Here is a 15377-nt window from a genome sequence, read left to right as displayed (position 1 = left end):
CGCTCATTACATGATAAAATTCGCTCATTGAACAGCGAAATTCGCTCATTGCATGATAAAATTCGCTCATTGAACAGCGAAATTCGCTCATTGCATGATAAAATTCGCTCGTTGAACATCGAAATTCGCTCATCGAGGGATTAAATCGTTAAATAAATTATGAAATATAAATAGTAAGGGTGTAAATTTACACTTTTTCAGAGAGCCAATTTGATTTATCAGCGAATTATCAAGTATATCGGCGAATCCAATAATGCAACAAACTTTTTATAATAACTCCTAAACATCTTTCGTTAAACTGCCGCTTTGACTGCGGCTTTTTGCATAAATGCTTAGCAGTAACGTGCCTAGGACAGCAACCGTTATCATGTTTAAGCCCCCGGCGACAAGGCCTTGCAAATAAACCTTGTTCACTGGTTCGGCATAAATCAACACATCCAAAGTTGGTGCAATCGCGAACCAGCCAATCGCTTGGACGATAATTTGAACTACGTTAAACAAAATGATCTTTTTTACCGTAAAAACGCCCGATTCAATATTGATTTTCTTTGCTGCCAGGCCAATTAAGAAACCGACAATTCCAGAGACGACGACCCAGCTCCACCACGGCGTTCCGTAGAAAATCGCATCCTTTAAGGCATGGCCGATTAACCCAATCAAGCCGCCGGCAACCGGTCCGAAAATAATTGCCATTAACGCCAAAAAGCCATACGAAGTATCAAAATTTGTATTCGGAACCCCAGTTGGTATCGCTGCAAATCTTCCTAAAATCACGAATACAGCAGCTCCAATTCCAATTGCCACAATCGTTTTAATTGATAATTGATTTCTTTTCATTTTTAAAACCCCCTTGTCATTAAAGTTTCCGGATGATGATTTGCCAAGAAGCCCCCGTTTCAATATGATACGCTTTGGCAAAAGACCCTTGGTTTAGCGCCACGCCAATTTTGTCGAGTGAATTCACATAGAGTAATGGTTCTCCTAAATGAATATCAGCAAAAGTCCGGCCATAGGTCATGATATTTTTATAGACTTGGCGGGTATCATTTTCAATGGTCACCTCAAAGGAATCGCCATATCCGGCAGATAAATCTTTAAATAGGATGCGGTCAATATTAGTCCATAAATTCCCGAAACGTATGTCTAAAATATCGATGTGACCGGTTAGGACTTGATTGGTGATGCTTGGCTCCGCCATGGGCAGCTCAATAAGGGAATCCACCGGCACCTCGGGACCTACCTGCTCAAATGTAATCAGGTTGGAAGCAAGCCGTGCTCCGGTAAAGGCGTAAACATCACGTCCGTGAAATGTATAGGATTCACCGGAGCGTGGCAGGCGATTGACAGTCTCATCGATGATTCTCGCTTCGGCAATGCCCATACATTTTTTCAAATGGGTAAGCGTCCCGTTGTCCGGAGTAATAATATACTGACCTAACGCCGTTTTCACGGCAATACTTCTCCGTTCAGAGCCAACACCCGGATCCACAACTGAAACAAATACCGTGCCAGCCGGCCAATAAGAAACCGTCTGGTATAAGCGGTAGGAGCCTTCCCAAATATGATATTGCGGGATGTCATGGGTTAGATCAAAAATCCGAATCGCTGGATTCACTCCAATTGCCACACCATACATCGCACTGACAGCACCATCACTTGTACCAAAATCAGTTTGCAACACGAGATTGTTATTCATTATATTTGCCTCCTCCGTTTTATATTCTTGAAGCAGGGGACGGTTCTCTGCTTCCCACATCACAACAAAAAAAACCACGCCCCTATCCATTTAAAGAAAATAGATAAGGACGTGGTTGTTCGCCACGTGGTACCACCTTAATTCACTGTTTGCTCACACAAAACAGCCTCTGCAAGTACGCAAGCACAAATGCTGCTCTTCATACTGTGGTTTGGATAACGAGTACCAACTCTCGTCGGAACCTACTCCAATCTAGTGGGATTGTTTCAGCTCGAAGCTCTGAGGCCATTCTTCGGATTCGTATTTTTGCTTCTTTTCAGCTCCCGAAGCTCTCTGTGTAAAATAACCGAATCGTACTTTCCCTCTTCATCGCCTTCATTCATAATTATCAGAAATTTATAAAAATTATATTATTTATCCTTTAAATAGTCAAGCGTCTACTTGTCAGAGAATACCTTTTCCCATTAAGCGCATTCACTGTATTCCTAACTTCATAAACATACTAACAAAAGGAAGCAGAAAACCGTCCCCTGCTTCTCCGCTTAGCCCACGTTGAGCATTCTGTATTGGGCTTTTATTAGTTCATAGTAAGCTCCTTGTTTGGCCATTAATGTGTTGTGGTTTCCCTGTTCCAGGATATTTCCGTGGTCGAGGACAATGATTTTGTCTGCTTCTCTAATGGTGGATAATCTGTGGGCAATCATGATGGCTGTTCTGCCTTTTAATAACGTTTTTAAGGCTTTTTGTATTTTTACTTCTGCTTCCGTGTCAATGCTTGCTGTTGCTTCATCTAGAATAAGAATTTTCGGATCAGCCAACAGCGCTCTTGCAAAGGAAAGCAGTTGGCGTTCTCCAACAGATAAGGCGTTTCCGCGCTCTTCCACCTCTGTCAGATAACCATTTGATAACTGGTTGATAAATTCATCCGCACCCACTGCCTTCGCCGCGGCCATCACCTCTTCATCACTTGCTTCGGGATTGCCAAACCGTATATTCTCCTGGATCGTCCCCGAAAAAATAAACGTATCCTGCAGCACGGCACTAATTTGCGAACGCAGGCCTGGAATGGACAATTCCTGAATCGGATGACCATCAATTTTGACGACTCCCGCGGTCGCATCATAAAAACGGCTGACTAAATTCGCAATGGTTGTCTTTCCGGACCCAGTATGCCCAACCAGTGCCGCGGTTTCACCTGCTTTTATCGAAAAAGAAACCCCATTTAACGCCTTGCGTGTGGCATCATAAGAAAATTCGACATCCACAAAATCGATATCCCCTTTGACGAACGGAAGTGCCCGTGGTTTTGCTGCCTCTGCCACAAGCGGCTTTTCATCTAAAAACTCAAAAATCCGCTCCGATGAAGCCATCCCGATCAGAAGTTGGTTATACAACTGTCCAAGCCTGGAAATGGGTTCCCAAAACATGCCTAAATAAAAGGCAAAGGATACGAATTCTCCAATCGTACATTCACCACCCGAAACAAGATAGGCCCCGTACCAAATTAGGATTGCCGTCCCCACCGCATTGGTCATCTCGACAAATGGGCCAAACATCGCATTTTTTTGAACGGCCTGCTTCCAATTTTGAACATTATCATGGTTAATTCCTTTAAAAAATTGAATGTTTTCCTTTTCCTGGCTAAATGCCTGTGTCACCCGAATTCCTTGTATACTTTCATTTAAATGGGAATTCATTTTTGACTGAATCAGCCGAACCTCCTGCCACGACATTCGGATTTTTTTTCTAAGGCTTGTGGAAATGAAAAACATAATCGGCAAAATAACCATAATCGCAATAGTGAGTTTCGCGTTCAAGGAAAACAAAATAAAAATGGTAGCAAACAAAAGCAGAAAATCGGTTAATAGATTAATCACACCACTTGTAAACAGTTCCTGCAGGGAGTTAATATCATTCATAATCCGTACCAGAATAGAACCGGCCGACCGCTGGTCAAAGAATCTATGCGATAAGGACTGGACATGTGTGAATAAATGCTTTCGTAAGTCATAAATAACATTTTGCCCAAGCTCGTTCATCCAGCGGATTCGTAGTAAATTGACGACATATGATAATAGATAAAGCCCCGAAATAATGAAAACAAGCTTCATTAATAATGGCGTATCTTTTTCAATAATCGCCTTATCAAGGGTGTAAACGCCAATCAAAATCGGAATAAGTAAACGGATGGCGGTTGAGATGATGACCGTCATAAACGAAAGAGGCAGTAACGTTTTGGCATAGGGTTTTAGATATTGTAATAATCGCCACATTTGTTTCCAGTTGAATGATTTATCTATCACTTGATCCTGTGAGTAATGGAACCTCTCCACGATCAGTTGTTTCTTTTGATCCTTTTCCATGATCCACCTACCTTACAGCCTTTTGAATAATTGCTTCTTGGTCCTGGTATTGAATGTCATAAATTCGTTGATACGTTCCATTGCTGGCCAATAGCTGCTCGTGTGTTCCGCGTTCAATAATTTTTCCATGATCCAATACTAAAATTTCATCTGCCTGTTTCAAGGATGAAATACGATGGGCAATAATAAAGGTGGTCCGTCCCTTCATGACCTCCCGAAGGGATTGTTGAATGTGAAATTCGGTTTCCATATCCACGGCACTTGTGGAATCATCTAAGATGAGGATAGTGGGATTCAGACAAATCGCGCGGGCAATCGCGATCCTCTGTTTTTGGCCCCCGGATAGGCCCATTCCCCGTTCTCCCAGCATCGTGTCATAGCCATCCTTCAACTCCATGATAAAATCATGTGCTTGAGCACGCTTAGCAGCATCGATAATCTCTTCCATCGACGCATCTGGTCTTCCGAACGCAATGTTTGCCTTAATGGTGGAGGAGAACAGGAACGTTTCCTGCAATACGATGCCGATTTGCGAACGGAGCATTTTTAACCCATATTCCTTAATCGGGCGGCCGTCAATCAGGATATCTCCTGCCGTAGGTTCATAAAAGCGGGATAGAAGCTGGATGACACTGGTCTTTCCCGATCCGGCAGCGCCAATGAAGCCAATGGTTGAGCCCGGAGCCGCATCAAAGCTCACCTCTTCCAAGGCAGCTGTTTCCTCCTGATGATAGTGGAAGGAAACATGACGAAAAACAACATGCCCATCCAGTTCCCCGCTGCATCTTACATTTTCTTTATCGTAAATAGTTTCATCCGCTTCCAATACTTCAAGAAGCCGCTCCCCCGAGGCCTTTGCCTGTGAGAACATATTAATGGTAAATCCGAGGTTCATGATCGGCCATAAAATATACCAAACCAAGCTGTAAAAGGCTACCAGCTCCCCTGGTTTTAAGACCCCCTCAATCACCTGATAGCCGCCAAATGCTAGTAAGGCGACAACAGAGATATTTCCGATCAGCTCCATTAAAGGAAAATACGTTGACCAAACCGATGCCGTATGAAGCTGTTTCACCCTGTAATGTTGATTGGAGGCAGTAAAGCGCTCGATCTCTACCCCTTCTTTCGATAGGGCTTTAACTGTATGAATCCCGCTTATATTCTCCTGTACCTTTGTATTTAAGCGGCCGAACGATTCACGAATCCCACGAAAAGCCGGGTGTACCGCTTTGTCAAACTTATAAACAACAATACTCAAGAAGGGGAGTGCGATAATGGTGACAAGGGTAAGGGAAACAGAATAATAGAACATGACACATAAACTGGCACTGACTTGAATAACAAAACGAAGTACCTCCGCAAACCCGAACGAGACAAAAAAGCGAAAGCCTTCCACATCTGCGGTTAAGCGTGACATTAAATCTCCTGTCTTCGCATTATCATAATAGCTGAATGACAGCCGCTGCAGTTTTTCGTATAAGGCATTTCGCAAACTGTACACTGATTTAATGCCGAACATATCAGCCAAATAATGCTGAATATAGGTGGACAGTCCTTTTACAGCCATAATCATGATAAATCCAAGGGAAATCCATGGCACCCAGCGATAGTGTCCGCCAAGAACTACATCATCAATCGTCAGCTGTAAAATGACCGGATAAACAACGGTGATCCCCGCCATGATGATAAGAAAGAGCGTTGACCAAATGAAATCCCTTTTATATGGAAGATAAAACGATTTTAACTTTTTAAAAACTAACATTTTTTCCTCCCATTGATTAATATTTTGGCATGCTTTAATCATATAAAGTAGGACACAAAAATATTTCTACATTTTGAAATTTCGGTTATCTAAATTTATTTCAACAAAAATTTTTCCATAGAATATGATCAAGATGTAGATAGAAAAAGGCCGATTCATCATGACCCGGCCACTTGCAATTTGTATCGTTTATCGTTGAAACCTACTCTCCATTGAACGCCTGCTGCGCAAGCAAAAGAGAGCCAGTAATCCCAGCATCATCGCCTAGTCCGGGACTTACTATATATTCCCTCAGATCCGGCAAGGAAACATAACCCTGGACCAGCTCCGGCAGGTACTTATAAATGGAGGAGAATACTTGCTTTTGGTTCATTACCCCACCGCCAAGAATAATCCTTTTTGGGGATAGGATTAAAATATATTGCATCAGAGCTTGCGCCATATAGTAGCCTTCTACATCCCATACTTCCAATCGTTCTACTAGCTCGAACCCTTTGTGCCCCCAGCGTTCTTCGATTGCCGGACCCGCTGCAAGACCTTCTAAACAATCCCCATGATAGGGGCATTTACCTTGATACTCATCATTCGGATGACGCCTTACAAGAATATGGCCCATTTCGGGGTGGGACAGTCCTTGAAGAAGCCTTCCTTGAACCACTGCACCCGCGCCGATTCCCGTCCCAACCGTAATATACAAGCAGCTATCCAACCCTTTTGCCGCACCGTAAACGGCTTCCCCTAATGCCGCTGCATTCACGTCGGTATTGAAACCAATCGGTACGGAAAAAGCATCGTGTAATGCCTGGACAAACGGAAAGTTCTTCCATGCCAATTTTGGTGTAGAGGTAATCATCCCATAGGTGGGACTTCCCGGATTCACATCAATAGGGCCAAATGAGCCGATTCCAATGGCCTCAAGCTCATATTTTTTAAAAAAGGCGAATACCTCAGTCATCGTTTCCTCCGGAACTGTCGTAGGAATCTTAATCCTGTCAATAATCGTGCCCCCCTTGTCTCCAACCGCACATACAAACTTTGTTCCACCAGCTTCAATTGCACCAAACATTTAGGTTCCTCCCTGTCGTTTCTTTTATCTTCCTGATGCTGCTTATCCCTTCAAGAAATGAAACAAAGCTCCAATTAAATTGGCCTCGTTATCAAATTGGCATGCCTCCACTTCAGTTAAAAACCATTGTGTTCAGCTACCTGTTTATACCATCTGCCGGATTTTTTAATCGTTCGTTTAAAATTGTTCTCTCTATCTACCTCTACTAATCCATAGCGGTTCTTATAGGCATTTGTCCATGACCAGTTATCCATAAAGGTCCAAAGGTGATAGCCAAGGCAATTCGCCCCTTCTTGCAGACCTTTATGCACCCACTTCAAGTGTTCCTGGATAAACTCAATCCGATAATCATCCTCGATAAATCCTTCGGGATTACGGAACTTCGCTTCCCCTTCCACCCCCATCCCATTCTCTGAGATAAAGAATGGAAGATTGCCATAGTGGTCACGAATATCGATCATTATGTCATAGATGACTTCCTCACAAATTTCCCAGCCCCGATGCGGATTGATTTTCCGGCCTGGCATGATATATGGATCAAATAGATGCTCCGGCATAAACGGAGTCCCTGCTGGTACCGGCTCTTCTTTTGCTTTGACACGTCGCGGCTGGTAGTAGTTCACACCTAATAGATCAATGGGATTGTTCCTGATGACCTCTAAATCTCCCGGTTCCACTGTCGGAAGTACCTCTTTATCTTTTAAAATCTCAATCAAGTCTTTCGGATATTCCCCTTTTGTGACGGGATCAAGGAAGCTGCGGTTAAAGAATTGATCGGCAATATGAGCAGCTTTCACATCTTCTGGATCCTGACTTCTTGGATAGGACGGCGTTAAGTTTAGGATAATGCCAATCTTTGCATCGCCGAGATGTAACTTTTTAAATGCTTCTACAGCCTTAGCATGGGCCAAAATCGTGTTGTGAGCCACAGCCGCACCTCGTTTGAAATCGACTATATGGGGATAATGCAAATCATATAAATAACTAGCCTCAACGGGAACGATCGGTTCGTTAAAGGTAAACCAATACTTCACCCGATCCCCAAATAATTGAAAACAGGTTGCCGCATAATTCACATACGCATCGACAACTTCCCGGCTTTCCCAGCCGCCTTTTTCCTGCATACACATCGGCATATCGAAATGGTAGAGATTCATAAATGGTTCAATATCAGTTGCAATTAGTTCATCAATGACGCGATTGTAAAAATCAACTGCCTGCTGATTCACTTCCCCGACTCCATTTGGAATCAACCGCGACCATTGAATCGAGGTTCGGAAGGAATTATGACCCGTTTCCTTCATTAGTTGAATATCTTCTTTAAACTGATGATAGAAGTTAGATGTATTCTCGGGCCCTACACCATGATGGAAACAATTTGGTTCAATGCTGTACCAGTAATCCCAGATACTTGGTTTCCTTCCGTCCAAATCCGCAGCACCTTCTGTTTGTGGACCTGAAGCCGCACTCCCCCACCAGAATCCGTTCGGAAAACGATAGTTTACTTGATTTTCACATGAAACTTTCTCCATACATTCATCACCGTTTCTGTTTTAAATTTTCCTCCACTCACTTGGTGTCGTACCAACCGTTTTCTTAAATTGTTTATAAAAGTAAGTCGTATCGGAATAACCTACTTTTTTCCCAATTTCTCCTGCACGATAATGGGTGGTTTTTAGTAATTCCTTTGCTTTTTCTAATCGATAGCGATTCAGGTATTCAGAAAAGACAACCCCTACTTCTTTTTGAAATAATTGTCCCAGGTAGATAGCGTTTACATGAAACTGTTGACCCAATGTTTTCAAGGATATCCCTTCATCGTAGTGGGCATGAATAAACTTTAGAACATTTTGTACAATGGGGCTTCGCATCTGGACTTGATTATTAATGGAAAGAAGTAATCCATGGCAATACTCCTTCAAAATGGCCTTCAGCTGCGTAACATCCGAGCTATATACCATTTTTTCAACGGCCGCAGTGTACTCAGAAAGGTCATCTGGCTGGATGGAATAATGAATATACGAAATTAAGTCAAATGTATATTTTTTCGCCACTTGTGGGGATATGAATTTTGCTTTCCTCGTAAGGTATTGAAAAAACAAATCAACCATCTGCAATGTTTCTTCATTTGCTTTAACAAGTTGTTTGACGATATTTTCTTTAAACTCCTGCTGTTTTTTTAATTCGTCTTGTTTATCTGCCGAGATTCTGCCTGATAGAAGAACATTTGGTTCTGAATAAAGTTGAAGAAGGCTGTATTCACTTGCAATGGTAAAACTCTTTTCTAATTCATCAATGGTATGAACCGGTTTTCCCATAGATAAATAGAATTGACCGATTCCCCTTTGCTCCTCACAAAGTTGACTTACAAGGTGTTTGTTCCATTTACCTAATTCTTCTTCATTCGTACTTCCAAAGAGAATGATTAATTCTTGATTTGGACTATAGAGACATGTCGCAGAGTAATATTCTTCGATAAAGTTTCGAATATCCGTTAGTATCGGAGTCCGATAGTAATGTTCAAAGTTTAAAATTGAAACAAGATAATGCGGTTGGGTAAATTGGATATCATATAATGCCATTCTTTCAAGAACATCATTTTTGTCAATTTCACCATTGATAAAACGCCATAATGTATTATCCCGCAATGTGGTCGTCTCTTGTGGATGATCAGAACCCATCACAGCCTTCAATTTCTGGCCAACATTTTGGATGGTCGTTAATAACTCTTCCTCATCCACAGGCTTTACCAAATAGTTTTCAATACCTAATAGCAGCCCTTGTTTAATAAAACCGAACTCTTGATAGCCAGTTAATACAATACTTTTCATCTGGGGCTGAATTTCTCTTGCCGCTTTAATTAATTCCAATCCAGACATTTCCCCCATTAAAATGTCGGTGATCAGTAGGTCAACCGGATGATCCTTAAGAAAGCTGAGGGCTTCTTCTCCGCTTTCCGCAGTATAAACAATTTCAAACCCGTAATCCTCCCAATCCAAAAGTGCCTGCAATCCTAACGTTATGAGCGTTTCATCATCAGCCAGCAGTACCCTAAACATGGTTATTCCCCTGCACTGGAATGGTTAGGGTGACAATTGTTCCTTGGTCTTGAAAGCTTTTTAGTATGATCCCAAACTGGTCTCCATATCTAATTTTTAACCGTTGATGGATATTTCTTAACCCGATTGAATTCATTTCATCGCCCTCTTCACGATTGATATGATGAACAATGGTGGAAAGTTCCTCTTCGGTCATCCCCTTCCCATTGTCTTCTACACGTATTTCAATTTTGTCTCCCAGGTTGACAGCACGAATGAATAGCTCATTATCTGGCCGCTCCTTTTTAAAACCATGGACAAAGTAATTTTCAATGATCGGTTGCAGAATTAACTTTTGCACGGGTGCTTGTTCCAGTTCACTTGGAATATCAATATGCACCTCTAATTTATTGGGATATTTAAACTGCATTAATTTCAAATATTGATTGACATATTCAATTTCGGTATAAAATGGTACCACATCTTTCGACTCTAACGAGTAGCGAAAAAGTTTGGCTAAATGGAAAATCATTTTACTCGAGGTTTTTGACCCCTCTACCACAGCGACCATCCGGATTGCTTCAAGCGTATTAAATAAAAAATGAGGATCAATTTGTGCTTGCAGGGCTTTCAATTCCGCCTGCTGCTGCTTCATATTCAGCAGGTAAAATTGTTCGATATAATTATTCAATTCCATTAACATAGAATTGATATTAACAGCAATCTTGGATAATTCGTCCTCGTGCTTAGATTCAGGTATCCGCGCATCTAGGTTTCCTTTTTCCACCTGGCGGATAATAGAAACAATGGTATTTATTCGCCGCGAGTAATTTAACGTAAACGAATAGGAGATTAAAATGGCAATGCTAATGAGGAAGATAATAACAACCCACATGGTTCCCCTTATAATAGATAACTTTAGCCAGTCTTTATCAGGAATCACACTGACATACGTATAATCTCCCTTGTTCGCGATGGTATTAATATAATAATTTTCTTGGTTCCACTTTACTTTCGTTTCATTCGTTTCATGTTCTACTTGACTGATCATCTCTAGGGGAACACCATTATTAAGCGAATAGAGGATCTTGCCGTGTGCATCCAGTAAAAAGAAAGAAGCAGGCGCCCCATCATGCCTTGTCAACATTTTATCTAGACGTTCTGTTGAGTAGAAAATGGATAGTTCCCCCATCTTCGTAAGTGTAACCGGATTATTAATTTCAACTTTCCTCGTAATGGTGTTTCTTAATTCCCTTCCCTTTGGAAGACCTTCTTCCATTACTCTTGGCGGACCTTGGGAGAGGGATGGTTCTAAAGGGGTGGCATGGCCAATAATGCTGTTATTCCATCGTAAATTATTATTGATTAACAAATACTCAATGGATGAATTTTCCACCGAACGTAAACTAATCGCATTTAAGTCACTATCTTGGCTGAAATAGCCTTTAAAATACGTTTCAATATTGCTCGGTGTAAATGATTTACTTTCCGAATACTTATCTAAGCGGTATTCTAAATATTTCCCATAACCATTGTGAAGGGCAAAGGAAATATCATCAATCATATCGCCATTCGTATAAAGATCCCTCATCGCCCTGCTAATATCTGAATCCTTAGCAGAAAAGTAATCCTCTACTCTTTCTAATATTCTTGTATTTATATTGACTTCCTTTTGAATAATAACATCTGAATAATAGTTGGTAATCGTAACGATTAAGATAATAACCGTCATAATGATGGTAATGGACGATGTTAAAAATAATTTATTAAAAATGTTTTGAGTCACGCGTCTTTTTTTTCTTATTTCCATTTAGCTGTCCTCTGATATGGCTGAAATAAAATCAAGCCGGACTATTCCACCCAGCTTGATTTTTACTCTTATTTTTGCTTGCTTTTCCAGTCATCAAATTGCTTTTGAATTTCTTTTAATACCTTATCAATTCCAGCTTCTTTTAATTTTTTATTATACTTTGGCAGATATTCTTCTGGATCAACAGAACCTGTTGCCAGTGCTGGATAGAATTCTTTAGAAATATTCGTAATCGAAGCAATTTCTGATCTCACTGGATCACTGTTAAAATGGAAGCCAAGCGTTGGTGCTGGTTTAGCAGCGTCATTAAATTCCTTGAATTTTTCCCATTTATCCTTTGGATCATCTTTATATAAATCCAAGACGAAGAAGTTACCGATTGAATAGGTTGGGATATTATAGTTATCAATACGTGCTGGAAGATCTTCAATTGTGTCATCATCATTCTTTTTGTAATGCACGCCTTCAATTCCTTTATCAACAAGGTTGCGAAGGTATGAATCTGTGTTAAGAAGAGTTAAGAACTCCATTGCTTTTTTAGGATTCTTAGATGTAGCAGAAATGGCCTGAATAGAACCAGAAACAGAATCGTTAAATGTGGTTGGCTCTTCTACCGGTACAGAAACGACGTCATATTTTGCTGAACGGGACCATAGTAAATCAGCATATGGCTGAGAATCACCCATGCGGACAAACCAATTCTCTACATCCATTGGCCAGCTGTCTTTACTTGTGGCTGCATCTTCTTTAAGGTAGCCTGCTTTGTAATACGAATGCATGGTTTTGTAGGTTGACATCGCTAAATCCGTTTCAAATTGGTTAATCACATGGTCTCTGTCACCCTCAAGTGGGAACGCAAATGGCATTTCATTATTAAAGGTATAGTCAAAGGGAAGATACGCTTTAAAGGTTGCCATTGGAGTAATGCCTGGTTCATTTTCCTTAATCGTTTTCAACATGGGCTCAAGATCTTTTAAGGTTTTTACTTTTGTAAGATCAAACTTGTATTTATCAACAAGACGTTTGTTGAACGTATAAACAGACTGTCTTGCCGCTTCTTTATTCGTAGGAACGCCATAAATTTTACCATTAATCTTATTTCCCTCTAAAAGGGCGGGATCGATGGCGTTCTTAAGGTCCTTGCCTTCTTTATTTAACATATCATCGATTGCCACAAAAGCACCCTTTTGTGCATTTTGGACATAATCAGTACCATTTGTAAAGATTATATCAAATGATTCACCTGCATTGATCATTACTTGGGATTTTTGTGTCCAATCTCCCCAGTCAATTTGCTGCATTTTCACTGTAGCATTAATTTTCTTTTTGACATACTTATTGACTTCGGCAAATACCTTATCAGTATCCTTTTGCGGAGTTCCAATCGTGTACCATTTAATTTCATATGGCTCTCCATCTTTCCCACCTTTCTCCGAAGTAGAACTTTCTTTCCCGCTGCAGGCAGAAAGTATCGTTCCAATGGATAAAACGAGTGCCAGTATAAAACCTAACTTTTTCTTCATCGTATCTCTCCCCTTTTCTTTTTTTATTCTTTAACGCCGCCAATAGTCAATCCGCTTATAAAGTACTTCTGAAAGAACGGATAAGAGACTGCTATCGGTAATGTGGCGATAACGACCATGGCCATTTTGGCTGAATCCTGCGGCAACGTATCAAATAAACTTTGCTGCATGATCCCCACTTCAACATTTTGCCTCATGAATTCAAGGTTTGCCTCAATTTTCATCAATAAGGCTTGGAGCGGCACTAATTTTGGATCATCAATATAGAGCAATGCCGTAAACCAATCATTCCAATAACCCAATGTACTGAACAAAGCAATCGTCGCAATGCCCGGAAGCGAGAGCGGAAAGACGATTTGAAAGAAGATTCTCCATTCACTTGCCCCATCGATCCGTGCAGATTCCAAGATGGATTCGGAAACGGACTTCATAAAGAAGGTTCTCATGATGATAATATAAAAAGCATTCATAACAAGGGGCAGGATTAACGCCCAAATTGAATTTTTCAATCCTAAAAATTGCGTAACCACAATATAGGTTGGTACCAATCCACCACTAAACAGCATCGTAAAGAATGCTAGGAAGGTGAAAAATTTTCTGTATTTAAATTGAGGTCGTGAAATCGCATACGCATAAAAGGAGATCATCAACACACTAATGATGGTTCCCACCACCGTAATCAATAGGGTTACACCATAAGACCCCAGCAATTGATCCTTCACATTCCATAAGTAATGGTACGCATCGGTACTCCATTCCGCCGGGAAAATTTGAAAGCCATGTCTGACAATACTTTCCTCACTTGTAAAGGAAATAATGATAACATAGATAAACGGAAAGACACACATGATGGTGAAAATACCTAACAGTACACTGAAAATGGTATTGACAACGGGATGCAGTTCATGATAATTCCTTGTCTTTTTCCGTTTAATCTTTGTTCCACCCCCTTTCAACTGATCCAACGGCTGTGATGCGACAACTGAAACTTGAGCTTGATTTAGATCATTGGGCATTTATTTTCCCCTCCTCTCTGAGAAATCCGTAAGCACCTTGGTCAGCCCCGACATGCAACGATTAAAACAACGCACTTTCCTCATCGACTTTTCTTACTATATAGTTTGTAATCATCACAAGGATGAAACCTACAGCTGACTGATAAAGACCTGCTGCGGTACTCATACCAATATCACCCAACGTCATTAGCCCGCGATATACAAATGTGTCGATAACATTTGTGACTGGAAATAGGGCCCCGGAATCTCTTGGCACTTGATAAAATAGGCCAAAATCCGAGTTGAAGATCCGGCCAATATTCATGATGGTTAAGATGATCATCAATGGCTTTAGCATTGGAAGGGTAACATGCTTAATCTGCTTCCATTTTGTTGCACCATCGATCATAGCTGCTTCATAATACGTTCGATCAATTCCGACAATCGATGCTAAATACACGATACTGCCATATCCGACACCCTTCCAAATGCTCATAAAAACGATGATATATGGCCAATATTTAGGCTCGCTATACCACGAAACAGCGTCAATATGGAACCAGCCAAGAACATGATTTAACAGACCACGATCCGAACTTAAGAAGGTAAAGACAAAGTAGCTGCCAATAACCCATGAAATAAAATGCGGGAACAGCATTCCTGTCTGATAAACCTTTGATAGCCTTTTATTTACTAACTCGCTGAGCAGTATGGCCGTTGCAACCGCGGCTACGAGCCCTAAGACGATAAAGACGAGATTATACAGGATCGTATTTCTTGTAATGACAAAGGCATCATTTGTACTGAATAAATATTTAAAGTTCTCCCAGCCTACCCATTCACTATTCATCACACTTGCGAAAAAACCATCCGGATCAATTCGAAACTTTTTAAAGGCCAATACTTGACCAAACATCGGCAAATAAGAGAATAATAGCAGCCAGATGGTTCCTGGTAAAACCATAAGTAACCAGATTCTATTTTGATAGATATCACTCACTATCTTTTTCACACTTATCCTCCTCTCACTTCAATGTAAGCACTTCCATACTTATATTTTATAGTGGATAGAAGGCTATTTATAGTTGACTAATTTGGGATTAAGTGCAAAAATCTTAGAAATC

11 protein-coding genes and 1 other annotated feature are annotated in these 15377 nt (G+C 40.8%); all 11 genes read right to left on the bottom strand.

All coding sequences use genetic code 11. The features are described from left to right. Positions 1–279: 279 nt before the first annotated feature. Positions 280–837 carry an ECF-type riboflavin transporter substrate-binding protein gene (locus G6554_RS07650; RefSeq protein WP_166240404.1) on the bottom strand — a complete coding sequence of 186 codons (558 nt, stop codon included), beginning with the start codon at positions 835–837 and terminating at the stop codon, positions 280–282. 19 nt (positions 838–856) lie between these two features. Next, the gene (locus G6554_RS07645) at positions 857–1696 is read right to left on the bottom strand and encodes an SAM hydrolase/SAM-dependent halogenase family protein (RefSeq protein ID WP_166240402.1); all 840 of its coding nucleotides are present in this window, start codon (positions 1694–1696) and stop codon (positions 857–859) included. A gap of 102 nt (positions 1697–1798) precedes the next feature. Continuing rightward, positions 1799–2075 (bottom strand) — a binding site (T-box leader). Between the two features lie 163 nt (positions 2076–2238). Then, a complete protein-coding gene (locus G6554_RS07640) occupies positions 2239–4059 on the bottom strand; it encodes an ABC transporter ATP-binding protein (protein WP_166240400.1) in 1821 nt (606 codons plus the stop codon). Between the two features lie 7 nt (positions 4060–4066). Next, on the bottom strand, positions 4067–5821 hold the full coding sequence (locus G6554_RS07635; protein WP_166240398.1) for an ABC transporter ATP-binding protein: 1755 nt from the start codon (positions 5819–5821) through the stop codon (positions 4067–4069). A 202-nt stretch (positions 5822–6023) separates the two neighbouring features. Next, the gene (locus G6554_RS07630; RefSeq protein WP_166240396.1) at positions 6024–6887 is read right to left on the bottom strand and encodes an ROK family protein; all 864 of its coding nucleotides are present in this window, start codon (positions 6885–6887) and stop codon (positions 6024–6026) included. A 116-nt stretch (positions 6888–7003) separates the two neighbouring features. Continuing rightward, the gene (locus tag G6554_RS07625) at positions 7004–8419 is read right to left on the bottom strand and encodes a glycoside hydrolase family 1 protein (RefSeq protein WP_166240394.1); all 1416 of its coding nucleotides are present in this window, start codon (positions 8417–8419) and stop codon (positions 7004–7006) included. A 21-nt stretch (positions 8420–8440) separates the two neighbouring features. After that, positions 8441–9946, bottom strand: a complete 1506-nt coding sequence (locus G6554_RS07620) for a response regulator transcription factor (protein ID WP_166240392.1) — start codon at positions 9944–9946, stop codon at positions 8441–8443. Continuing rightward, positions 9939–11735 carry a sensor histidine kinase gene (locus G6554_RS07615; RefSeq protein WP_166240390.1) on the bottom strand — a complete coding sequence of 599 codons (1797 nt, stop codon included), beginning with the start codon at positions 11733–11735 and terminating at the stop codon, positions 9939–9941. The genes G6554_RS07620 and G6554_RS07615 overlap by 8 nt, the downstream gene beginning before the upstream one ends. Before the next feature lie 68 nt (positions 11736–11803). Continuing rightward, on the bottom strand, positions 11804–13258 hold the full coding sequence (locus tag G6554_RS07610) for an ABC transporter substrate-binding protein (RefSeq protein ID WP_166240388.1): 1455 nt from the start codon (positions 13256–13258) through the stop codon (positions 11804–11806). Between the two features lie 23 nt (positions 13259–13281). After that, a complete protein-coding gene (locus G6554_RS07605) occupies positions 13282–14274 on the bottom strand; it encodes a carbohydrate ABC transporter permease (RefSeq protein ID WP_166240386.1) in 993 nt (330 codons plus the stop codon). Positions 14275–14335: 61 nt separating this feature from the next. Next, on the bottom strand, positions 14336–15265 hold the full coding sequence (locus G6554_RS07600; RefSeq protein WP_347564283.1) for an ABC transporter permease: 930 nt from the start codon (positions 15263–15265) through the stop codon (positions 14336–14338). Positions 15266–15377: the final 112 nt, after the last annotated feature.

Source organism: Bacillus sp. MM2020_4 (assembly GCF_011250555.1).
Lineage (GTDB): Bacteria > Bacillota > Bacilli > Bacillales > Cytobacillaceae > Neobacillus.
Note: the sequence above shows the minus strand (reverse complement) of the source record. Positions and strands in the feature narration are given on the sequence as shown.

Bases quoted from the DNA above. Each gene is read 5' to 3' on its own strand.
- G6554_RS07645 (WP_166240402.1), bottom strand. From the start codon at position 1,696: ATGAATAACAATCTCGTGTTGCAAACTGATTTTGGTACAAGTGATGGT.
- G6554_RS07620 (WP_166240392.1), bottom strand. From the start codon at position 9,946: ATGTTTAGGGTACTGCTGGCTGATGATGAAACGCTCATAACGTTAGGA.
- G6554_RS07635 (WP_166240398.1), bottom strand. From the start codon at position 5,821: ATGTTAGTTTTTAAAAAGTTAAAATCGTTTTATCTTCCATATAAAAGG.
- G6554_RS07650 (WP_166240404.1), bottom strand. From the start codon at position 837: ATGAAAAGAAATCAATTATCAATTAAAACGATTGTGGCAATTGGAATT.
- G6554_RS07615 (WP_166240390.1), bottom strand. From the start codon at position 11,735: ATGGAAATAAGAAAAAAAAGACGCGTGACTCAAAACATTTTTAATAAA.
- G6554_RS07640 (WP_166240400.1), bottom strand. From the start codon at position 4,059: ATGGAAAAGGATCAAAAGAAACAACTGATCGTGGAGAGGTTCCATTAC.
- G6554_RS07625 (WP_166240394.1), bottom strand. From the start codon at position 8,419: ATGGAGAAAGTTTCATGTGAAAATCAAGTAAACTATCGTTTTCCGAAC.
- G6554_RS07605 (WP_166240386.1), bottom strand. From the start codon at position 14,274: ATGCCCAATGATCTAAATCAAGCTCAAGTTTCAGTTGTCGCATCACAG.
- G6554_RS07610 (WP_166240388.1), bottom strand. From the start codon at position 13,258: ATGAAGAAAAAGTTAGGTTTTATACTGGCACTCGTTTTATCCATTGGA.
- G6554_RS07630 (WP_166240396.1), bottom strand. From the start codon at position 6,887: ATGTTTGGTGCAATTGAAGCTGGTGGAACAAAGTTTGTATGTGCGGTT.